Genomic DNA, 20,657 nt, shown 5'->3' with positions numbered 1-20,657 from the left:
CGATGTTCTCGTTGCGCAGCTCCTTGACGATCGAGTAGATACGCGAACCCTTCATGCCGACGCAGGCGCCCACCGGGTCGATGCGCTCGTCGTAGGACTCCACGGCGACCTTGGCACGCTCGCCGGGGATGCGGACGATCTTTTTGATGGTGATCAGGCCGTCGAAAATCTCGGGAACCTCCTGCTCGAACAACCGTTCGAGGAACTGGCTGGCCGTGCGCGAGAGAATGATGCGCGGCTGGTTGTTGTTCATCTCGACCGACTTGACGATGGCCTTGATCGTGTCGCCCTTGCGGTAGAAGTCGTTGGGGATCTGCTCGGCTTTCGGGAGGATCAGCTCGTTCTCCTCGTCATCGAGGATCAGCACCTCCTTTTTCCACACCTGGTAGACCTCGCCCGTGACGATGTCGCCGACCTTCTCCGAGTATTTTTCGTAGAGGTTGGCCTTCTCCAGATCGAGGATGCGCGATGCGAGGTTCTGGCGCAGCGACAGCACGGCGCGGCGTCCGAACGAGGAGAGTTTGATCTCGTCGGCATATTCGTCTCCGATTTCGTAGGTAGGGTCGATGGCCTTGACCTCCGAAACGGAAATCTGCGCGTTGGGATCCTCGACGGCGTCGTCCTCGACGACCGTGCGGTTGCGCCAGATCTCGAGGTCGCCTTTTTCGGGGTTGATGATGACGTCGAAATTCTCGTCCGTTTCATACTGTTTCTGCAGCGCGTGGCGGAAGACGTCCTCCAGCACGCCGATCATCGTCGACTTGTCGATGTTCTTCAGCTCTTTGAATTCGGCAAAGTTGCTGATGAGATTGAGATTGTCCATTGTGAGCTTTATCTGATTTTTAATTGTTACTTGAAATCCAGCCACTCCTTTGTGTACTTGATCTGGTCGAAGGGGTAGCTGCGCGAGACTTTCACCAACTGCTTTTTCTTTTTGCCCTCGACGCTCTGCTTTTCCTCGTAGGAGAGGGTGATGCCTTCGTCGGTGACCTCCTCCAGCTTGGCCAGGATCTTCACGCCGCTGGTGAGCAGCACCTCGGCCGACTTGCCGACGAGTTTGCGGTACTGGCGCAAGCTTTTCAGCTCCGAGCCGATGCCGGCCGACATGACCGTCAGCGAAAAATCCTCCGCATCGCGGTCGAACTGCGCCTCGACGGCGCGGCTCAGTTCCACGCAGGCGTCGATGCCGACCGACGAGTCGCTGTCGATCGTCAGTTCGATTTCATTGCCCGGGGTCGAGGAGCACTCCACCACAAACATGTCGGAGCCCTCCAGATGACGTTCCGCTGCTTCGATTATCTGTTTCGTTTCTATCATAGTCGTTGAATTTCGGTCCGGTGTAAGTATGAAATAAGGGGACTGCCCGTCCCCTTACCCGTTGCGTTGTCTTTCACACCGCAAATATAGTTAAAAATTCCGATATACCAATATTTATATCTAAAAATTACACCTCTTTTCCGCGCGATTCATACGGTTTGATGATGCCGCGTTTCGAGGTGCGGATGAATTCGACCAGCGTGTCGCGCTCGGAGCTCTGCGGAATCTGCTTTTCGACCTCGTCGCAACCGTTCAGGTAGTTCAGGCCGTTCTGGAAAAGAATGCGGCAGGCGCTGTGGATTTCGGCGATGCGTTCGTGCGAAAAGCCGCGGCGCGAAAGCCCGATCTTGTTGATCCCCGCGAAGCGGAGCGTGTCGTTGCGGACGATGACGTAGGGCGGGAGGTCCTGCCCCAGCAATGCGCCGCCCTGCACCATGGCGTGGGCTCCGATGTGGGTCCACTGGTGGATGGCGGCGTGGCCGCCGATGACGACCCAGTCGTCGACGTGCACCTCGCCGGCGAGCGACACGCGGTTGGCGATCACGCAGTTGCTGCCGATGACGCAGTCGTGCCCGATGTGGACGTAGGCCATCAGCAGGTTGTGCGAGCCGACACGCGTGGTTCCGGTCGAGGCGGTTCCGCGGCTGATGGTCACGTATTCGCGGATGTCGTTGTCGTCGCCGATCTCGCAGATGGTGGTTTCACCGGCGAATTTCAGGTCCTGCGGGAGGCATGCGATCGAAGCGGCGGTGTGGATGCGGCATCGTTTGCCGATGCGCGCTCCGTCGTGGATCACGGCTCCGGGACCGATCCAGCAGTCGTCGCCGATTACCGTGTCGCCTGCGATATAGGCAAAGGGTTCCACCGTGACATTGGCCCCGAGTTGGGCATCGGGGTGGATATAGGCCAGGTTGCTGATCATCTCCTCCTATTTTTTGTTTTTGACTACCTGTGCCATCATCACGGCCTCGCAGGCGAGCGTCTCGCCGACGAATGCCTTGGCCTCCACGAGGGCAACGCCCCGGCGGATCGGCTCCAGCAGGTGGATTTCGAATTGCAGCGTGTCGCCCGGAACGACCTTGCGTTTGAATTTCACGCCGTCGATCTTCATGAAGTAGGTCGAGTAGTTCTCCGGGTCGGGGACATTGCTCAGGACCATGATGCCGCTGCACTGGGCCATGGCCTCGACGATCAGCACGCCCGGCATCACCGGCTCCTGGGGGAAGTGACCCACGAAGAAGGGCTCGTTCATCGTCACGTTCTTGATGCCCGCCACGGACGAGGCGTCGCAGTGGAAGATGCGGTCCACGAGCAGGAACGGCGGACGGTGGGGCAGCATGTGGCGGATGTCGTTGATGTCGTAGAGCGGCGTCTTGCGGCAGTCGTAGGTGTAGCGGGGTTTCTCGCCTCCGCGGCGGATGGTCTGCTTGAGTTGCTTCATGAACTCCGTGTTGGCGAAGTGCCCCGGACGGGTGGCCCAGACGCGGCCCTTGATCCGCACGCCCAGCAGGGCGAAGTCACCCAGCAGGTCGAGCAGTTTGTGGCGCGCCAGCTCGTTGTTGCAGCGCAGCTCGAGGTTGTTCAGGTAGCCCGCCTTGATCTCGATGTCGGGCTTGTTGAAGATCTTCTTGAGTTTGGTCAGCTGTTCGTCGGGCACGGGGTTTTCCACCACCACGATGGCGTTGTCCAGGTCGCCGCCCTTGATCAGGTTCATGTTGATCAGCGGCTCCAGCTCGTGCAGGAAGACGAACGTGCGGCAGGGCGAAATTTTCCGGGCGAAGTCGTCGCCGGGGTTGAAGGTGGCATACTGGTTGCCGATGACCTTCGAGTTGTAGTCCACGTGCACCGAGACGGAGAATTCGTCGTCGGGGTAGAGGATGATCGCCACGCCCTTCTCGGGGATCGTGTAGACCATCTTTTCGGTCACGTGGTAGAACTGCCGCTCGGCGTCCTGATCCACCAGTCCGGCTTCGGTGATGGCCCGGGCATATTCGCGGGCCGAGCCGTCCATGATGGGGGTCTCGGGGGCGTCGATGTCGATCACGGCGTTATCCACGCCGAGAGTCCAGAGTGCCGACATGATGTGCTCGATGGTGTGCACGCGGTTGCCGCCGACCTCGATGGTCGTGCCGCGCGAGGTGTCTACGACATTGTCGCACAGGGCGGGGATTATGGGTTGTCCCTCGAGGTCGGTGCGGCGGAATACGATTCCGGTTCCGGCTTCGGCGGGATTCACGGTCATGGTAACTTTGACGCCCGTATGCAGGCCCTTTCCCGAGAATGAGATCGGGGCCTTCAGCGTTTGTTGTTTGGTTGACATAAGCGGTGTTTCTAATATTTGCACGCAAAGATAGGAAAATTTCGGTAAAAAACGCTACTTTTGCTCAAAATTCCGATACACCGCAATGACTGAAATTTCCCGTGACGACAAACCGAAATCCGCCCGCAAACCGCGGATCAAACTGCCCTTCGACAACCGCAGGGAGGATGTGGGGGCGTGGACCTACGACCATCGCATCGGACTGTGCGTCACGTTGATCGTCTATCTGGTGCTGATGATCGGCTTCGTCTCGTCGAAGATCGTCATAGGCCGGCGCGCACACCAGCAGGGCATGTATATCGACCTTCAGACGCTGGCTGATCTGGAGCAGGAGCGCGACCGCCTGGAGCGCGAGGTGCGCGAGCGGCAGCAGCAGGAGGAAATCGACTGGCGGAGCATCCGCAACCGGGAGTCGAACGAAAATGCCCTGAACGAGCAGCTGCGCGACGACCGCGGGACCAATGCTGCGGCGCTGAACGAGGCGGCGGCCGAGGCCGAGGCGCGGATGCGCGCCAACCGCGAGGCCTACGAGCAGGGGCTTGCCGAGGAGCGGGCCATCCGCGAACGCCACGGCAGGAAGGAGGGCGCGGAGCGTCAGGACCGCAAGGTGAAGGGGCGCGTCACGGTGTCGTTCTCGATCACCAATCCCGTGCGTACGTCGCGTTATCTGGAGGTCCCGGCCTATCTGTGCGAGGGCGGGGGCGATGTGACGGTCTCGGTCACGGTGGACCGTACGGGCAAGGTGACCGGCGCGCGCGTCGTCGAGGGGGGCGACGAGTGCATGCGCGAATCGGCCCTGCGTGCCGCCCGCAATTCGTTGTTCAACATCGACCGCTCGGCACCCGCCCGGCAGACGGGAACCATCACTTATATCTTTATTCCCCAGTAGATTTCGGCTTCGCGGAAGGTTTTTCCAGGCCTTTTGTCGTGCCCTTTTGTGCGGGCTCTTTTGTGCCCGGCCTTCTTGTGCCTGGTCTCCTGTGCCCGACTTCCTGTGCCCGGCCGCCTGTGCCTGGCCACCTGTGCTCGGCTTCCTGTGCCCAGTCTTTCTGTGTCCGGTCACCTGTGCCCGGCCACCTGTGCCCGACCTCTTGTGCCCGGCCGGACGGGGCGTATCGGTCAACTGTGCCGTGCGGCATCCGGGGGCAGCTCCGCTCCGGCGACGTCGAAGGGCGGGGGCGATCCCGCCTGGTGGAAAAAGGCCTTTTTCGTCGGCATCGTGTCGGGGAAAACTGACTTTCCCGGGATAATTTCGGTCGCGGCCGCGGTTTTTTGCGAAAAAAATGTAACTTTGCAGCCAGTCAGATTTTCCGAACCGTATTGATGCGTAAATTGCTTTTCATCGTGTTGGCCTTCGCGGCGGTCCTGCTCTTTTCGGAGAGCGGCAACGGTGTGTGCACCCGGTGGCAGGCTCCGGCTGCGGCCTTCTTGGCGGGCGATAATGCAGACGAGTGGCAGTGCGAGCGGACGCACAATTCGGATCTGAATCACCAACCCCGTGTGTTCCGGGAGGCGAATTCCTGCCCGGCGCAGCCTTCGTTCCGTTATGGCGACCGGCAGATTCCGGCCGAACGCGCCGTCGTGCGCGGCGCCGCCTTGCGGGGCTGCGGTACGGGAGTTTCCAAGTTAACCGCTACGTTCCAAACCTCCGATCTCTCCGCCGGACCGCATGCCGTGGATTACTATGTCTACCGGCTGCGGCGGCTCATTATTTAGCACGTGTGTCGTTTCCGGAACGGTTTTCCGTTCCCTGTGGTTGAAATACGAACATTTGCCAATAACGAAAGAGATATATGGATAAGATTAAAATTTGCGAGGCGATGTACGCCTTGCCCGGGGAGGTTGTGGTGCGCCGCCGCAAGTCCCTCGTACTGCCTGTTGCGCTTCTCGCGGCTGGTGTGGCGCTGCTGTTTCTGAATCATGTTTATGCGGGCTCGATGACCAACAACCTCCGTTCGGCGGCGGTCTTCATCGGCGGGACGCTGGCCCTGGCGGGGATGATCTCCCTCGCGGCGCGCTTTTTCAGCGCCGAGGGTGCGCCCTACCACCGCGCCGGGCGCTGTTACCTGCGCTATGAAGAACTCTACTTCGAGCGTTCCCAGAGTCGTGAAGTGGAGGATCTCGTGGCGGCCGGAAATGTGGACCGGCTGTTGGAAATGCCCCATGCGCGGGTTCCGGCAATCTCGGTGGCCATGTATCATACGCCCGACAACCGTTTTGCCGCCATGCAGGCCTTCGAATATGCGGATCTGGAATACCGTCCGCTGACTCGGCTGCAGATCTGCCCGCCGGAAAAGATGGCTTAGGGCCGAGAGCCTGTCGCAATGCTCCGGAGCCGAGAGTTTGTTGCGTGCTCCGGGGCGAAGGGCCTGTCGTGATGCTCCGGGGACAAGGGTTTGTTGCAACGCTCCGGGACCAAGGGGGTGTTGCAGCGCTTCTGGGTAAAGGGTTTGTTGTTATGTCCCGGGGCGGGGCCGGGTCCGTCAGATCGGGAATCCGGCCAGATGCTTGGGGAGGGCGACTTCCGCGGCGAAAATGGCGCGTCGGTCGATGCGTCGCCGCTCTTCGTGGTGCCCTCCGGCAGGCTCTTGTCCGAATCTCCGGCGATTTTGTCGCCGGGGATTCTTTTTTGTCCGTTCTGTTCCGGATGTCGGCGATTTTTCGTATCTTGAACCGGGAATAGGGATGTTTCGTTCCGAAATCGGAGCCCGGAGTCCGGAACGACTCTTCTTTTTGGTTTGCAACGGGCGCTGAGCCCTTGCGGCAGAAAACAAGAAAGATTGAAAGAGAGAGCCGCCATTGGGCAAAAAATTGTATTTTTGTCCTGCTTGCAGGCGCTCCCTGCAGCCCCAACCCCGACCATGAAACTGCTGAAACCTACATACCTGCTGCCAAAACTGCTGTTGCCCTGCGCTGTAGCCGTCCTATCGTCGGCCTGCGAGCAAAACGAAACACAGACGCTGTCGGACAAACTGGACCACATGATCGCCAGCCGTCAGGTCTTCGACTGCCGGAAGGAGCAGCGCATCGCCGACCTGCGGCGTCTGCTGAGCGTGAGCAGTCTGACTCCCGCGCAGGAGTACGAGATCAACGACCGGCTCTTCGGCGAATTCCACAAGTACAAACTCGACTCGGCCATCCGCTACACGGAGCGCAACGTCGTGCTGGCGCGGCGTCTGGGCGACCGCCGCAAGGTCACTCTTTCGGGAATACGGCTGGCGGAGCTCTACTCCTCGACGGGTATGTCGATCGAGGCGAAGCGGATTCTGGACTCGATCGACCGCCGGTCGGTAGCCCGCGACATGCTGGTGACCTACTACAAGGCCTACAACCGTTTCTACCAGCAATACGAGGCGTTCAGCGGGCAGCGGCGCTTCCGCAAACAGGAGGAGCGCTATCAGGATTCGGTGATCCTGGTGGCCGACACGGCCTTGCTGCCCTACAAGCTCGACCGGCTCTACCAGATGAGCCGCCGCAACCAGTCGCACGACATGGAGGTCCGCCTGCTGGGCCTTCTGGACAGCCTCGAGCCCGATTCGCAGCTCTATGCCGAGTGTGCCTATCTGATGGGCAGCTTCTACCGCCGCCGCGGGGACGACTGGCTGGCGCGGAAGTACTACACGCTCTCGGCGATGACCGACATCCGCAATTCCACGAAGGAAAATGCCGCCTTTCAGGCCCTTGCGACGCTCTATTACCGTCACGGAGACCTTTCCCGCGCGTTCCGCTACACGCAGGCGGCCGTCGAGGATGCACTCTTTTCCAACGTGCAGTTCCGCACGGTCCAGATGGCGGAACTCTACTCGATCATCATTGCCTCGCATCAGGCCAAGGAGGCCCGCACCAAGCACAAGCTGCAATACTATCTGGCGCTGATCAGTCTGTTGTCGGCGGTTCTCATCCTGCTGTTCGCCTACCTCTGCAAGCAGCTTCGCAAGGTCTACCGCATCAAGGAGGAGCTTTCGCAGACCAATGCCAAGCTGGCCCGGCTCAACAAGGAACTGGGCGAGAAGAACGGACAGCTGTCGGATTCCAACGCCGTCAAGGTGCAGTACATCGCGCGGTTCTTCGACCTCTGCTCCATCTATATCGACAAGATGGACAACTACCGCAAGTCGCTCAAGAAACTGGCCCAGGACCGGAAATTCGACGAACTCAACCGGCGGCTCAAGTCGACCTCGATGCTCGAGGACGAGCAGGATGAACTCTACAAGAATTTCGATGCCATCTTCCTGAACCTCTACCCGTCGTTCGTCGAGGACTTCAATGCCCTGCTGACCGAGGACGAGCGGATCGTGCCCAAGCAGGAGGATCTGCTGAACCGGGAACTGCGGATTTTCGCCCTGCTGCGTCTGGGCATCACCGACAGCGCGAAGATCGCCTCGTTCCTGCGATGCTCGCTGTCGACCGTCTATAACTACCGGACCAAGGTGCGCAACAAGGCGGCTTACTCGCGCGAGGAGTTCGAAAAGATGGTCATGAAGATCGGAACGGCCCGTAAAACGGACGGTAAAACGGACGGTTGATCGTTCCAAGCGGTCTACATTTTTTCGGTTTTTAGAGATATTAACGTGTTGTTTATTAGATATATGTTATAAAACAGATTCTACATTTTCCACTCCAGATTTCGAATCGAAGACTATTCGGGGTAATTTTGTAAGGAATGCAGTGTGCCTGCCGCTATTTCCCCGTCGGAAACGGGAGGCGCGACGCTCAACCTAACTTTTAATCGACCTTATTGACTACACGATGAATCCTGTAAAAGTAGGCCTTATCGGCTTCGGCAGAATGGGAGGTTTCTACCTCGACGAGATGCAGAAAAGCGGCAGGTGGGACGTTGCGTACATCTGCGACGTCTGTGCCGAATCGCGGGACCTGGCGCGCAAGCTGGCTCCCGGGGCGAAGGTGGTGGACGACGAACAGGTTATTTTCGACGATCCCGAGGTGCGTGTCGTGGGGCTGTTCGCTCTGGCAGACTCGCGCAAAGCGCAGATCGAGCGGGCTTTCGCCGCAGGCAAGCACGTCATCGCCGAAAAACCCATCGCCGACAGTATCGAAAACGAATGGCAGGCCGTCGAACTGGCCGAGAAGGCTCCCCAATTCTCGACGGTGAACCTCTATCTGCGCAACTCCTGGTATCACAATACGATCAAGGATTTCATCGCCCAGGGCCAGATCGGCGAACTGGCCATCATCCGGGTCTGCCACATGACTCCGGGGCTGGCGCCGGGCGAGGGCCACGAATACGAAGGCCCGGCCTTCCACGACTGCGGCATGCACTATGTGGACATCGCACGCTGGTATGCCCAGTCGGAATTCAAGACCTGGAACGCCCAGGCCGTGCGGATGTGGAACTACAAGGACCCCTGGTGGCTGCAGTGCCACGGCACGTTTGAGAACGGCGTTGTCTTCGACATCACCCAGGGGCATGTCTACGGCCAGCTGGCACAGACGCAGACCCACAATTCCTACGTGGACATCATCGGCACGAAGGGCATTGCGCGCATGACGCACGACTTCAAGACGGCGATCGTCGAGCTGCACGGCGTGACGCAGACCCACCGCCTCATCCAGCCCTACGGGGGCAAGAATATCGACACGCTGTGCAAACTCTTCGCCGAGTCGATCGAGACGGGCCGCCGCAGCGAGACCCTCCCGACGTTCCGCGACGCGGCGCTGGCTTCGGAGTATGCCTGGCGCTTTCTGCACGATGCGCAGGGGCACGACCTCCCGGCCATCGGGGAGCTGGAGACCCTGCGGCAGATCCGCGAACGCCGCCGCACGATGAAGAACGGCTACGGCCTGCTGCGCAGACACGCATGAGAAACGTATAACCCAAAAACTACCTGAACTATGAATCATCTGTTATTTATCGGCGCGGGACAAGTCGTCGTCATTGCGCTTGTCGTGCTGCTGCTGTTCGGCGGCACGAAGATCCCGGAATTGATGAAGGGCCTGGGCAAAGGCTACAAGATCTTCAAGGACGAGGTCGACAACATCGAGAAGAACATCAAATAACCTCAATACTAACTCAAATTAAACCTTGAAACGATGGCAAAAGAAATGTCAAGAAGAGCGTTCCTGAAGCAGGGAGCGGCTGCTGCGATCGGTTTGGCGGTCGTACCCAGCACCGTGCTGGGCAAGAAGTTCGGCTACACGGCCCCCAGCGACAAACTCAACATCCTGGGTGTCGGCGTCGGCGGACGCGGCGCTTCGGTGCTGAAGGGGCTGGAGAGCCAGAACATCATCGGTCTGTGCGACGTCGACTGGAAATATGCCGGCCACGTTTTCGAACGTTATCCTGCGGCCAGGAAGTTCAACGACTACCGCAAGATGTACGACGAGATGCTCAAGTCAGCCGATGCCGTGATGATCGCTACGGCGGACCACACCCACGCCATCATCGCCGCCGACGCCATCACCGCCGGCAAGCATGTATATTGTGAGAAACCGCTGACACACACCGTCTACGAGTCGCGCCTGCTGACCAAACTGGCCGACAAATACAAGGTGGCCACGCAGATGGGCAACCAGGGCGCATCGGATGAAGGCGTGCGCAAGGTCTGCGAATGGATCTGGAACGGCGAGATCGGCGAGGTGCGCCGTGTGGATACCTTCACCGACCGTCCCATCTGGCCGCAGGGCCTGGCGCGTCCCGAGGAGGACATGCGCATCCCCAAGACGATGAACTGGGACTCCTTCATCGGTCCGGCCCCCTACCGTCCCTACAACGCCGCCTATACGCCGTGGAACTTCCGCGGATGGTGGGATTTCGGAACCGGTGCGCTGGGCGATATGGCCTGCCATATCCTGCACCCCGTGTTCAAGGGGCTGAAGCTGGGTTATCCGACCAAGGTGGAGGGCAGTTCGACGCTGCTGCTGAACGAGTCCGCTCCCTCGGCACAGCGCGTGAAGTTCATCTTCCCGGCCCGCGACAACATGCCGAAGGTGGCCATGCCCGAAGTCGAGGTCCACTGGTACGACGGCGGCCTGATGCCGGAGCGTCCCGCAGGACTTCCGGCCGGCAAGGACCTGAACGTGAGCGGTGGCGGCGCCATCTTCTACGGCACGAAGGATACGCTGATCTGCGGCTGCTACGGCAAGGATCCCTATCTGGTTTCGGGCCGTGTTCCCGAGGCTCCGAAGGTGTTGCGCGAGATCACCGAATCGCACCAGATGGACTGGGTGCGCGCCTGCAAGGAGGATGCCGACGACCGCGTGCTTTCGGCATCGGACTTCAGCGAAGCCGGACCGTTCAACGAAATGGTCGTCATGGGCGTGCTGGCGGTACGCCTCCAGAGCCTCAACCAGGTGCTGGAGTGGGACGGCCCGAACATGCGTTTCACGAACATCCCGGACGACGCCATGATCCGCACGGTCATCAAGGACGGCTTCCACATCAAGGACGGACACCCGACCTTCGACAAGACCTGGACCGATCCCGTGAACGCACAGCAGTTCGCCCAGGAGCTGATCAAACACACCTACCGCGACGGCTGGGCGCTTCCCGCCATGCCGCTCTGATGAACCGACCTGATACGTAAAACTTAAAAAAACAGAAAGAATATGAAAAAGAGTCTTTTATTCCCGGTATGCACCCTTCTGACCGCGTCGCTGGTTTCGTGCGGCGGCCCCGGCGGCAAGGCCAAGACGTCTGAAACGGCCGATGCCGAAACGACCCGCAACGCTGTCCCCGAATACACCGTTGTCGACAATGCACAGGTGGACCTGGCCTCGTTCCCGCAGGACAAGGACGGCTATTATGTGATCTTCGACGGCAAGACGTTCAACGGCTGGCGCGGCTACGGCAAGGACAAGGTGCCTTCGCGCTGGACGGTGGAGGATGGCGCCATCAAGTTCAACGGCTCGGGCGGCGGTGAGGCCCAGACGGGCGATGGCGGCGATTTGATTTTCGCCCGGAAGTTCAAGAACTTCGAGCTGGAACTGGAGTGGAAGGTTTCGAAGGGCGGCAACTCGGGTATCTTCTATCTGGCCCAGGAGGTTACGACTCAGAAGGACGGCAAGACCCGCTACGAACCAATCTACATCTCGTGCCCCGAATATCAGGTGCTCGACAACGCCAACCATCCCGATGCCCGGCTGGGTGTCGACGGCAACCGCCAGTCGGCGTCGCTCTACGACATGATCCCCGCCGTTCCGCAGAACCAGAAACCCTTCGGCGAGTGGAACAAGGCCAAGATCATGGTTTACAAGGGCACGGTTGTACACGGCCAGAACGACAAGAATGTCGTGGAGTACCACCTGTGGACTCCCCAGTGGACCGAGATGCTGGAGAACAGCAAGTTCAGCTCCGAAAAGTGGCCCCTGGCATTCGAACTGCTGAACAACTGCGGCGGTGAGAACCACGAAGGCTACATCGGTCTGCAGGACCACGGCGACGATGTCTGGTTCCGCAATATCCGGGTCAAGATTCTCGATTAAGGACTCCTTGCGATGAGAAACAGGCTATTCGCAGTTGTCTGCGCCCTTCTTGCTCTGGCGATGCTCCCCGGCGGAGCATCCGCCCGGGCGGGGCAGGCTCCGAAGATGGACATCGGGATCCAGCTCTATTCGGTGCGCAGCCTGATCGGGGTGTTCGGCCAGAGTCAGGGCGACTACAAATCCGTCCTGAAGCAGCTTGCCGACATGGGCTACACTTCGGTCGAGGCCGCCAGCTACAAGGATGGAATGCTCTATGGGCAGACGCCCGAACAATTCCGCCGGGATGTTGCCGATGCCGGTATGCGGGTGCTCTCCACGCACTGCACGCTCGACCTCTCCGACGAGGAGCTGGCGAGCGGTGATTTCTCGAAGGCCCTCGCGTGGTGGGACGAGTGCATCGCGGCGCACAAGGCCGCCGGTGCGGAATATATCGTGGTTCCCTCGATGCGGAAGATCTCGACGCTCAAGGAGCTGAAGACCTACTGCCGCTATTTCGACGAGGTGGGAGCGCGCTGTGCGGCGGCCGGCATGAAGTTCGGCTACCACAACCACTCGCGGGAGTTCGGGACGATCGAGGATCGCGTCATGCTGGACTACATGCTCGAAAATACGGATCCCGACAAGGTGCTGTTCGAAATGGACGTCTACTGGGCCGTGATGGGCCAGGCCAGCCCGGTGGACTATTTCAGGAAGTATCCGGGACGTTTCAAGCTCCTGCATATCAAGGACCGCCGCGAGATCGGTCAGAGCGGCATGGTGGGCTTCGACGCCATCTTCGCCAACGCGCGGGAGGCCGGAGTGGAGAACATCATCGTCGAGATCGAAGGTTCGAGCTACAACGACATCGTGCGCAGTGTCCGCGAGTGTATCGACTACCTGCTCGAAGCGCCTTTCGTCACGGCCTTTTTCCGGGACAGATAACGCCTTCCGGCCATGTTGTGCCTATCCGGTCGTCCTGCGGACGGCCGGATTTTTCGTTTTGGGCCTGCCGCCGTGGCTTTTTCTTGTCTTCGGCTGTCAAAAGAGTTTTCCTGATGAGGGAAATGTGTAACAATCAGGTTTTTAGTAATATATAAATGCGCTTCGTCTGTTTCCCGGTGGCCGCTCTTTCCGCTTCCGGTGAAAAATCCCCGAACAAGGCCTTCCGGCAGTTCGGGGGAGCAGTTCTGGAAAGCGGCTCGGGGAATGGCCGATGCGCCCGGGCGTCGCCTGTTAGTAGGCTGTATGCCGCCAGGTGTGGTGCACCTCGATCATCTGGTCGATGCTCACCGATGTGGATTCCGTCAGATCGGGAATGGCGGAGATCGGGAACGCGAATTCGGTGAAACTGTTGCCGAAACTGCGCGCATCATAGGAGTGGTGGTCTATGTGGAAAACATACCACTCCATATATCCGTGGATGCTGTAAGACCCTGTATGAAAGCCGTTTGTTTTCTCGCCCTGAAGTTCGAGATATTGGTCAAACGTAACTCCGGGTGTCACCTCTGCATCCTTGAGCAGTGCGCGCATGTCGATGGTCACCGTATGGTCCGTTGTGAGAGCCTGCGGGGTGAGGGTGACGGTCGATGCGGGGGTGCAGGTGACGAGGCGTCGGGTGTTGAGCCCCTGTCCCAGCGTGAAGGCGTAGTCGAAATTCCCTATCTCAAACGGGGCGGCGGCTCCGGATGGGTCGGTGAACTTGATCCCCTTGATGTGGTTGAGATCCCCGCCCGTAAAGCCCACCACGGAAAATTGTCCGTCGCTGCCTATGGTGCAGCTGTTGTCGGTGACGACATCGGTCATGTGGTGTGCCGTGCGGTCGAATCCCAAGGCATTGGCCTTGCCGGAGGCCTGCTCTGTGGCGTAGACGAGTTCTGCCGTCATGCCCTCCCACGGGTTGGCCTGTGCCCAAAGCCTCCCGTTGGCCACCTTCATCTTTTGCACATATTCGTCTATCAGCATCCGCTCCACCTCGGCGGCTATGTCGCCCTTGTGGGCGCGGAGGAAGGCGTTCAGCTGTGCCGCCTCGCCATTCTCGCCATAGAAGGGATAGCCGTCTTCGGCGGTGTAGTCGATGACTTCGGTGTACACCGTCTGGCAGAATGCTTCGATCTGTTTGTCCACCGCCGCTTCGACCTTTGCCTTGTAATCCTTGTAGAATCCGTCGTTGACGGCCTTGTAAAGGTGGGCGTCCGTGGCATCGGGCAGCGCTGGGGTCGGAGCTGTCACCTCGCGCCGGAAATCGGTCTTGGCGACAATTCTGCGCAGCATGATGTTTTGGGGCTTCACCGTGTTGCCGGGGGTGATGGCCGGATCGGTGCGGGTGATATCGCCCTCCCACATGTAGAACATCGTCTTGTTGGTCAGCGGCTCGTGCGGCAGGACGATGCGTGCCGTATGATAGTCTTCGTCGTTGCGGACAATCTGCTGGGCAACCTGGGCCCCGCTTCGGGGGTCTTGTACTGTGGCAAAGAGCGAGGGGGAGACATTGGCCACAAAGAGGATGCGGTAGTCGTATCCGTCGGGCAGGGTGTCCTGCAAATCCTGTCGCAACTCCCAACTCATCCGCTGACGGTCGGAGATGGGCCAGTGTGTTGCGGCGTTGATGCCTCGGATGTGGCGTTTCTTGTAGAGTGCGCCGCTCTGGAAGTAGACATAGTAGTCCAGCGACTGTATGCGGCTGCCGGCATTGGGATCGGAGGCGCGTGTTGCCGCTCCTTCGCTGTCGATGGAGTAGGAGATGACGAAGGTCGGGTCGTCGGGAGCGGGCTCCGCTCCTACGGGGTGCTCCGCCTGTGGGGAGCCACCCCATTCGTCGGAGGTTGTCAAATCGTCGGAGCACGCCGCGCACCACAGCAGTGACGCCATCAGCCCCCATATCGTTGCGTGTAATCTTTTGTATTGCATTTTCGGTTCTGTATTATGTCCGACATCAGTTCCAGCCGCCGTTCCAGTCCTCCTCGACGTTGATTCCCGTGTCGTTGTAACCGGCGTAGCGCACATCGAAGAAACCCTCCGCCATGCCGTTGAAGCGGAGCCGGGTGACGGTGTTGGGCTTGATGGATAACTCGTCGCCCGACGAGGAGATGTTGTAGGTGTAGGCCTTGTCCGCGGCATCGACGGTGATGGTCCCCTGCAGGAGTCCGGGCAGCAGCGGCAACGAGATGATGTGGTGGCGGTGCTGCGACTCGGGCAGGGCGCCCAGGTCGTCGGGGCGGGTCGTGTAGGTGAATGTCCGGGGCGTGGAGCTCTTCACGACCTCTTTGTTGTCGTCGCTCAGATAGAGATGCGAGGGAGTGGTCACCTCTATGATGATGCGGTTGATGTGTTGCGGGAACTGGTCGGTCAGAATGCCCATGTCGATGTCCAGCCGGCCGTTGATGCGCTTCAGGGTGATCTTCTCCTCCACGAGGAGGTTGTTCTTCGCCCAGCAGTTGAGCACCGCGCGGAAAATGTCGCCGTCGGGGGCCGGAACATCGGGCGCCGTGGTGCCGGGGGCCTTCTCCAAAATGGGGGTGTAGTCGATGAAGTGCCGGTTCAGGTCGCACGACGATTCGTCGGGTTGCTCCTCGGAGAAGATCCCGAAGTTGCGCACGTCGATACCCTCCGTGCCGGGGTAAATCTTCGGCACGGAGAGAATGATGAATTTATACCACTGGGCCTTGAGCTGCGTCATTCTGAATTGGAGCGACTCTCCGTTGTCGATGCTGTAGAGGTCGGATATCTCCCTGACATGGAGTTCGCTCTTGTTGTGTTCCGGTTTGCGCTCGCCCACATAGATGCGGTTCATGTGTGCGCGGAAGTCGTAGGGCGAGGCAGCCTGCGCCTCGGCGCGTGAAATGCGGAGGTCGATGCCGGCGGTCGTCTCCGAATCACCGCTTTCCGATGAGTCGCACGCTGCGGCCATGCCGCACAGGAGTGTCGCTGCCGCTATTTGAAGGATCTGTTTCATGGTCTGCAAATAAACTGTCATTGTTTGGGTAGAAGATCGTTCTCGTCGGCACCCCAGTCGGTGTCGACCTCCACATGGCCGTCTATCCCGCCGTCGGGTTTTCCCGTCCAGGCGTTCTTTCTGCGGCAGCAGATGATGTTGTATTGGCGGTCGCGCATGGTGAAGGCGGCTTTCTTCTTGCCGTTCGAGGTCTTGACATAGAACGAGCGTCCCGGCACTTCGGCGGTGTAGCCGGCCAGATAAGGGGTCGATGAGTGGAACCGCCCCTCGTCGTTCTCGAAGCAAAGATGTCCGCGCGAGATGACCTCCCACAGGTAGGCCAGCTCGTCGACGGCCGGGACATACCACTCGATTTCGTCATAGTCGATGTATCCGTTGCCGTTGCGGTCGCGGTTCTTGGTGGTCATGTAGCCGATGAGGTCTTCTCCGGCATTGTCGGGCAGGGCGCGTGCCGCCTCTTCGGGGGTGTCGTATTTGTAGATGGGGTGCAGCAGGCTGCCGCTGGTCCGGGGGTTGTAGGCGCCGCCCGGCTTGATGGCCTCCTCGTACAGACGGCGCGTGTTGGCCAGACCGTCCCAGCGGTCGTTTATCATGCTCGTCATCACGGGGTTGGCCCCATAGCGCAGGAATCCGAACTGCAGGCCCGTGCGCTCCAGCTCATACTCCACATAATACTCGTTGTACTCGCCCGTGGGGTGCCCCAGGGCGTTGGTCAGCGGCATCCGCACCACCTGTGCGGGGCGTTGCTGCACCTTGAAACGGCAGACCGAATTGTTCTCCTTGTCGCGCAGGACGACATAGCCCGTGCGCCACGATGCCTCGTCGAGGGCGATGTTCACGCCGTTGTGGAGGTTGGCATTCTCATCGGCCGAGGGGTTCTCGGGGATGTACTCGTCGGTGTGGATGTAGAAGTACTGCGAGAGGGCATTTCCGCGGCTCTCGATGTGGGTGCAGGCGTAGTGTCCCCTCTGATCGTCGGGGATGACCTCGCCGGCCAGACGGGGACGATACCGGGGCGAGAGCGAAATCTCCAACCACGGGTGGAGGTCGGGTTCTTCGACATACAGTTCCCAATTCCTGTTGCCCGTGTAGGCATAGCACATGCCCGTGCCGTAGTGGGCGTCGAGCGGCGTGTTGAAGAACGGCGTGATGGTGGAGCGTGTGAGCAGTTGCGCCGATATGCGGGTGTCGATGTCGTCGGCCGCCCTGATGGTGGTGGTCATGCGGTAATGCGAGTTGCGACAGACGTTGAAGTCGTTGAAATTGACTTGGTCGTTGTTGGGCGTGTTCGCGTCATAGGGTTGGGGCTGACCGACATAGATGCGGTAGGCGACATGCTCCGTGCGTTTGCCGTTGCCCGAGATGTAGATCCCCTCGACCAGCAGATAGGTGGCCGTGGGGTACTCCTCCTGACCCAGACGACCCATCAGGGTCTGGTAGTAGCGAGTCTGTGCATACTCCTTCTTGAAGTAGGAGAGGTCGTTCTTGCGGCCGCGGCGGTTCTCGAAGAGGTAGAAGCTGGCCTGCAGGGAGTGCTCGCCGGCAGGCGAGGTTTTCAGCGAGGCCTGGGCAAGGTAGAAGTCCTCGCGCGGCGAGTAGTTCTCGGGCAGGGGCTGTGGTATGGTCTCGTGTACGGCATCGCCCTGTGCGCCGTCGTAGTTGCCCTCGGTGTCGACGACATAGTTGGCCGGGGCCTCAAGGATGTGGCTGCGCAGCGGGATATTGCAGATTTTGACCCCCGACAGCAGGAATTGGTCGGTGGCCACCTCGGGGTCGAAATTGACCGTGAATTCCACTTTGGAGGAGATGCGTTTGACGATGAGTTGCAGATGGGCGCCCCTGTCGTTCATCTCTTCGACGGAGAGATCGACCTCGCCGCTCATGATCATCAGCCCCTGGAAGGCACAGTCCGCCCCCTGTCCTTCGAAGGTGGCATGGCGCAGTTCGGAAAGGGTGATGTCTTCGTTTCCGCTCTTGTCCCACAACTCGGGATAGTTGCACACGGCCGCCAGATGCAGGGCGTTGGGCGATTTGAGCAGCAGCTGTATCTTGTAGACGGGGGCGTTGTCGCCCTCCAGCGTCGGCGAGCCCAAGTTCTGCTGGAACCGCTGATAGAGAGTGCCGTCGCCGTTGAAGGCGTAGATGATGATGTGTTCCACGCAGGTGTCGTCGGCGATGTCGGAACCCTCCTCCGCGCGGCTGGTTATGGTCATTGGCCGGTCGGGGACGATGCTCAGGGTGATGCCCTGCCCGCCGCCGGCCGGCTCTGGTCCGTCGAAATCCTTGCTGCACGCCGTCGGCAGGAGCAGACCGCACAGTATGAGTTGGAAAAACTTGTTCATGGTCGTTCTAATTTACTTTTCCGAAGTGGCGCATGCGTCGCGCGCGTTTGTATTCCTCCTTGCGGGCCGTGTTGAGGGTTGCGTGTGCCGTTGCGGTGACAAAGTGGGCTTTGTGGATGTTTGATTCGTGGTCGGTCGATGTCCAGTAGTCCGAATTGGCCTCGATGCCGAACAAATCGAGGGCGGCGGCACCGGCCGCATCGTCTTCGAAATTCTTGGCGATGCCCAGCATCTCGTTTCCGGCCGGCAGATACCAGTACTGTTTGTCGATATGAAGGCCCGTGTTGGTATCCTCGACCACGAGGTTTTCGTTGGTCCGTATCTCCGTGAAGGGGACTTGGAGACGGCGCACGGCACATCCGGGATATGCGAGTTTGATGTTGTTGGAGCGGCTGCCTTCGCATTTGCGCATCATGGCGCGGGTGTTCATCTGACCGTCGTCACAACTCATGTAGGCCTTGATGATCGGACCGTTGAAATCCGCGTAGACCACCGTTGCCGACTTGAAGAATCCCCAACGGATGTTCGCCGGGTCGGTCTGGCCCTCGTCGGGGGCCTGTGCATGCACGGGAAGCCCCGTGTTTTCGTCGTATTTCCAACCGTAGTCCAGGCGGGCCACGGCGCGGTAGGGGTTGGGATCGGGGTTGAAGATGGATTTGTCCGATTCCTTGTCCGTGTAGTCGGTGTGTATGGTCAGCGCGTTGTATTGGCGGATGCGGTAGTAGAGCGGCGCGCCGCCCTCGGTCGAAATCTTCAGATAGGCCGTGCGGATGTCGTTCTTGAAGAGGGCCGCCACCTTGGGATCGGTGATGCGGGTGCCGTTGTCGGCTGCCGTTACCGGCCCCGTGCCGTTGGTGAGGTTGCGCTGCACGACGTAATCGTTCACCACGATGCGGACCACCTGGCTGCTGCCGTCGGCCTGGATCTTCTGGTTGACATAGCCGGTGATGTTGCCTTCGGCGTCTGTGTCGGCGATGTGGATCCAGTCTCTCAGATCATCTTGGGCGGCATCCTTGAATGCGGGATTGCCGGCGGGCTGGGTGATGCCCTGTGCATCGACATAGGGGTCGTAGACCACCGAAAGCGACCACTGCTTTTGTGGAGTGCCCTGCTTGATGAAAATGTCCAGCGTGCGGCACGTCGCATCGAAGATGTACTTCTCGGGGTTGATGTCGGTCAGTATGCGTGCCACGCCCTGTATAGACTCGAAACCCTGATTGGAGACGATCTCGTCCCACTGGGCGATGTTTGCGAGGTGGATGTCGACGTATTTGCCGCTCAGGGGTATGGGACGGTCGCCCTCGATGGTGTTGGCCGAGAGTTTGGTGCCCATGCTGTAATAGCAGTTCTCCCTGAGGTCGAACTGCAGCCTGTTGTTGTGGCGGACGTCGAAGGTCTTCAGCACATCGCCCGATGCATTGCACAACTCGATGCAGAGCGTGGGCGCTGCGGCCGACTGCGCCACGGGCAAGAGGAATGCACCCGCCAGCAGGGTGTTCTCCAACTGTACGGTCTGGCCCGAAGCGTTGACTACGGGGGCCGAGGTGTAGATGTCGTCGTTGTGGGTGTAGCCGCTCATGTCCCACGACAGGAGTACGCCGTCGTCGCCCTCCAACGGAGCCGAGCCGAAGACATCGGCGAGGGCCGTGTCGTGCCACAGGGGCACGACGGTGTTCTGTGCGGTGTGCAGCCTCACCCTCACCTGATCGACGACCTGCTCATTGACCTTGTAGGGCACGCTCTCGAAGTAGGCCAGCACGCCGGCCATCTTGCGGCGCATGGTGATGTTCACCCTTACGCTCAATTCGTTCGGGCGAATCTCCCTGACACACTGCCCGGCGTAGATTTGCGAGGCCGCCATCCGGTCCTTGCCCTGTTGCGGGGCGAGGCGCGCCACGGCCTTGCCCAGCGTTGTCCCCGCTTCCACGGCGTTGGGAAGCGAGTAGACCTCGCCCGAGGCGGAGTCCCAGCCTGCGGCAATATAGGTGTAGGCGGTATTGGGCTTCAGGTAGTGGCTGATCCAATATTCGCGGGTGGGCGTGCCGGCCTGCCATCCGATGTCGTGCCTTGCGATGCAGGGCGCATCGGCCGTCGTACCTTCGAAGATGTAGAGATAGGCGGTGGTGATGTCGTGCAGCCCCGCATCGTTGCTGTCGAGCTCCCCGCGCGTGGCGGCCTCGCCCGAAAACGAGAGGCAGATGCGTGTTTCCCGGAGGGTGCCCTGCCCTGCGCTCTCCTCCTTGGAGCAGGATGCCGCCAGCAGCAGTGCGAGCGTGGTGAGATACAGATGAAGATAGTTCATACG

17 protein-coding genes are annotated in these 20,657 nt (G+C 59.9%); 9 read left to right on the top strand and 8 right to left on the bottom strand.

All coding sequences use genetic code 11. The features are described from left to right. The 4 genes from nusA to QZ460_RS06410 form a co-directional block, all read right to left on the bottom strand. Positions 1–823 (bottom strand): transcription termination factor NusA (nusA, locus tag QZ460_RS06425; RefSeq protein WP_290540753.1); only part of this gene is annotated, 823 nt, incomplete at its 3' end. 26 nt (positions 824–849) lie between these two features. Then, positions 850–1,317 carry a ribosome assembly cofactor RimP gene (gene rimP / locus QZ460_RS06420; RefSeq protein ID WP_290540752.1) on the bottom strand — a complete coding sequence of 156 codons (468 nt, stop codon included), beginning with the start codon at positions 1,315–1,317 and terminating at the stop codon, positions 850–852. Positions 1,318–1,444: 127 nt separating this feature from the next. Beyond that, positions 1,445–2,239 carry an acyl-ACP--UDP-N-acetylglucosamine O-acyltransferase gene (gene lpxA, locus QZ460_RS06415; RefSeq protein ID WP_290540751.1) on the bottom strand — a complete coding sequence of 265 codons (795 nt, stop codon included), beginning with the start codon at positions 2,237–2,239 and terminating at the stop codon, positions 1,445–1,447. 6 nt (positions 2,240–2,245) lie between these two features. Then, positions 2,246–3,637: a bifunctional UDP-3-O-[3-hydroxymyristoyl] N-acetylglucosamine deacetylase/3-hydroxyacyl-ACP dehydratase gene (locus QZ460_RS06410; protein WP_290540750.1), complete on the bottom strand. Its 1,392-nt coding sequence runs from the start codon at positions 3,635–3,637 to the stop codon at positions 2,246–2,248. A gap of 85 nt (positions 3,638–3,722) precedes the next feature. Between QZ460_RS06410 and QZ460_RS06405 the strand changes: the two genes are divergently transcribed. The 9 genes from QZ460_RS06405 (at position 3,723) to QZ460_RS06365 (ending at position 13,000) form a co-directional block, all read left to right on the top strand. After that, on the top strand, positions 3,723–4,526 hold the full coding sequence (locus QZ460_RS06405; RefSeq protein WP_290540749.1) for an energy transducer TonB: 804 nt from the start codon (positions 3,723–3,725) through the stop codon (positions 4,524–4,526). A gap of 434 nt (positions 4,527–4,960) precedes the next feature. Beyond that, a complete protein-coding gene (locus QZ460_RS06400) occupies positions 4,961–5,353 on the top strand; it encodes a hypothetical protein (RefSeq protein ID WP_290540748.1) in 393 nt (130 codons plus the stop codon). Between the two features lie 77 nt (positions 5,354–5,430). Beyond that, positions 5,431–5,943 carry a hypothetical protein gene (locus QZ460_RS06395; protein WP_290540747.1) on the top strand — a complete coding sequence of 171 codons (513 nt, stop codon included), beginning with the start codon at positions 5,431–5,433 and terminating at the stop codon, positions 5,941–5,943. A 555-nt stretch (positions 5,944–6,498) separates the two neighbouring features. Then, positions 6,499–8,163 carry a DUF6377 domain-containing protein gene (locus tag QZ460_RS06390; RefSeq protein ID WP_290540746.1) on the top strand — a complete coding sequence of 555 codons (1,665 nt, stop codon included), beginning with the start codon at positions 6,499–6,501 and terminating at the stop codon, positions 8,161–8,163. A 223-nt stretch (positions 8,164–8,386) separates the two neighbouring features. Beyond that, positions 8,387–9,460 (top strand): Gfo/Idh/MocA family oxidoreductase, encoded by a 1,074-nt coding sequence (locus tag QZ460_RS06385; RefSeq protein WP_290540745.1) that lies wholly within the window; start codon positions 8,387–8,389, stop codon positions 9,458–9,460. Between the two features lie 30 nt (positions 9,461–9,490). Beyond that, positions 9,491–9,655, top strand: a complete 165-nt coding sequence (locus QZ460_RS06380) for a twin-arginine translocase TatA/TatE family subunit (RefSeq protein ID WP_290540744.1) — start codon at positions 9,491–9,493, stop codon at positions 9,653–9,655. 33 nt (positions 9,656–9,688) lie between these two features. After that, positions 9,689–11,161, top strand: coding sequence for a Gfo/Idh/MocA family oxidoreductase (locus tag QZ460_RS06375; protein ID WP_290540743.1), 1,473 nt, complete (start codon positions 9,689–9,691; stop codon positions 11,159–11,161). Positions 11,162–11,203: 42 nt separating this feature from the next. Next, positions 11,204–12,079, top strand: a complete 876-nt coding sequence (locus tag QZ460_RS06370) for a DUF1080 domain-containing protein (protein WP_290540742.1) — start codon at positions 11,204–11,206, stop codon at positions 12,077–12,079. 12 nt (positions 12,080–12,091) lie between these two features. Then, on the top strand, positions 12,092–13,000 hold the full coding sequence (locus tag QZ460_RS06365; RefSeq protein WP_290540741.1) for a sugar phosphate isomerase/epimerase: 909 nt from the start codon (positions 12,092–12,094) through the stop codon (positions 12,998–13,000). A 291-nt stretch (positions 13,001–13,291) separates the two neighbouring features. Here the strand turns inward: QZ460_RS06365 and QZ460_RS06360 are convergent, their stop codons facing one another. From QZ460_RS06360 to QZ460_RS06345, 4 genes are all read right to left on the bottom strand, one after another. Then, positions 13,292–14,926, bottom strand: coding sequence for a hypothetical protein (locus QZ460_RS06360; RefSeq protein WP_290540740.1), 1,635 nt, complete (start codon positions 14,924–14,926; stop codon positions 13,292–13,294). A gap of 64 nt (positions 14,927–14,990) precedes the next feature. Continuing rightward, a complete protein-coding gene (locus tag QZ460_RS06355; protein WP_290540739.1) occupies positions 14,991–16,010 on the bottom strand; it encodes a hypothetical protein in 1,020 nt (339 codons plus the stop codon). Positions 16,011–16,027: 17 nt separating this feature from the next. Next, positions 16,028–18,352, bottom strand: a complete 2,325-nt coding sequence (locus QZ460_RS06350) for a hypothetical protein (protein ID WP_290540738.1) — start codon at positions 18,350–18,352, stop codon at positions 16,028–16,030. Positions 18,353–18,359: 7 nt separating this feature from the next. After that, positions 18,360–20,654, bottom strand: a complete 2,295-nt coding sequence (locus QZ460_RS06345; protein ID WP_290540737.1) for a hypothetical protein — start codon at positions 20,652–20,654, stop codon at positions 18,360–18,362. Positions 20,655–20,657 lie beyond the last annotated feature (3 nt).

The sequence above is a fragment of the Alistipes sp. genome (assembly GCF_020026455.1).
Lineage (GTDB): Bacteria > Bacteroidota > Bacteroidia > Bacteroidales > Rikenellaceae > Alistipes.
The sequence above is the reverse complement of the archived record's forward strand: the minus strand, read 5'-3'. Positions and strand labels throughout refer to the sequence as shown.

Coding starts and splice junctions, on each gene's coding strand:
- rimP (WP_290540752.1), bottom strand. CDS start 1,317: ATGATAGAAACGAAACAGATAATCGAAGCAGCGGAACGTCATCTGGAG.
- lpxA (WP_290540751.1), bottom strand. CDS start 2,239: ATGATCAGCAACCTGGCCTATATCCACCCCGATGCCCAACTCGGGGCC.
- QZ460_RS06410 (WP_290540750.1), bottom strand. CDS start 3,637: ATGTCAACCAAACAACAAACGCTGAAGGCCCCGATCTCATTCTCGGGA.
- QZ460_RS06405 (WP_290540749.1), top strand. CDS start 3,723: ATGACTGAAATTTCCCGTGACGACAAACCGAAATCCGCCCGCAAACCG.
- QZ460_RS06400 (WP_290540748.1), top strand. CDS start 4,961: ATGCGTAAATTGCTTTTCATCGTGTTGGCCTTCGCGGCGGTCCTGCTC.
- QZ460_RS06395 (WP_290540747.1), top strand. CDS start 5,431: ATGGATAAGATTAAAATTTGCGAGGCGATGTACGCCTTGCCCGGGGAG.
- QZ460_RS06390 (WP_290540746.1), top strand. CDS start 6,499: ATGAAACTGCTGAAACCTACATACCTGCTGCCAAAACTGCTGTTGCCC.
- QZ460_RS06385 (WP_290540745.1), top strand. CDS start 8,387: ATGAATCCTGTAAAAGTAGGCCTTATCGGCTTCGGCAGAATGGGAGGT.
- QZ460_RS06380 (WP_290540744.1), top strand. CDS start 9,491: ATGAATCATCTGTTATTTATCGGCGCGGGACAAGTCGTCGTCATTGCG.
- QZ460_RS06375 (WP_290540743.1), top strand. CDS start 9,689: ATGGCAAAAGAAATGTCAAGAAGAGCGTTCCTGAAGCAGGGAGCGGCT.
- QZ460_RS06370 (WP_290540742.1), top strand. CDS start 11,204: ATGAAAAAGAGTCTTTTATTCCCGGTATGCACCCTTCTGACCGCGTCG.
- QZ460_RS06365 (WP_290540741.1), top strand. CDS start 12,092: ATGAGAAACAGGCTATTCGCAGTTGTCTGCGCCCTTCTTGCTCTGGCG.
- QZ460_RS06360 (WP_290540740.1), bottom strand. CDS start 14,926: ATGGCGTCACTGCTGTGGTGCGCGGCGTGCTCCGACGATTTGACAACC.
- QZ460_RS06355 (WP_290540739.1), bottom strand. CDS start 16,010: ATGAAACAGATCCTTCAAATAGCGGCAGCGACACTCCTGTGCGGCATG.
- QZ460_RS06350 (WP_290540738.1), bottom strand. CDS start 18,352: ATGAACAAGTTTTTCCAACTCATACTGTGCGGTCTGCTCCTGCCGACG.
- QZ460_RS06345 (WP_290540737.1), bottom strand. CDS start 20,654: ATGAACTATCTTCATCTGTATCTCACCACGCTCGCACTGCTGCTGGCG.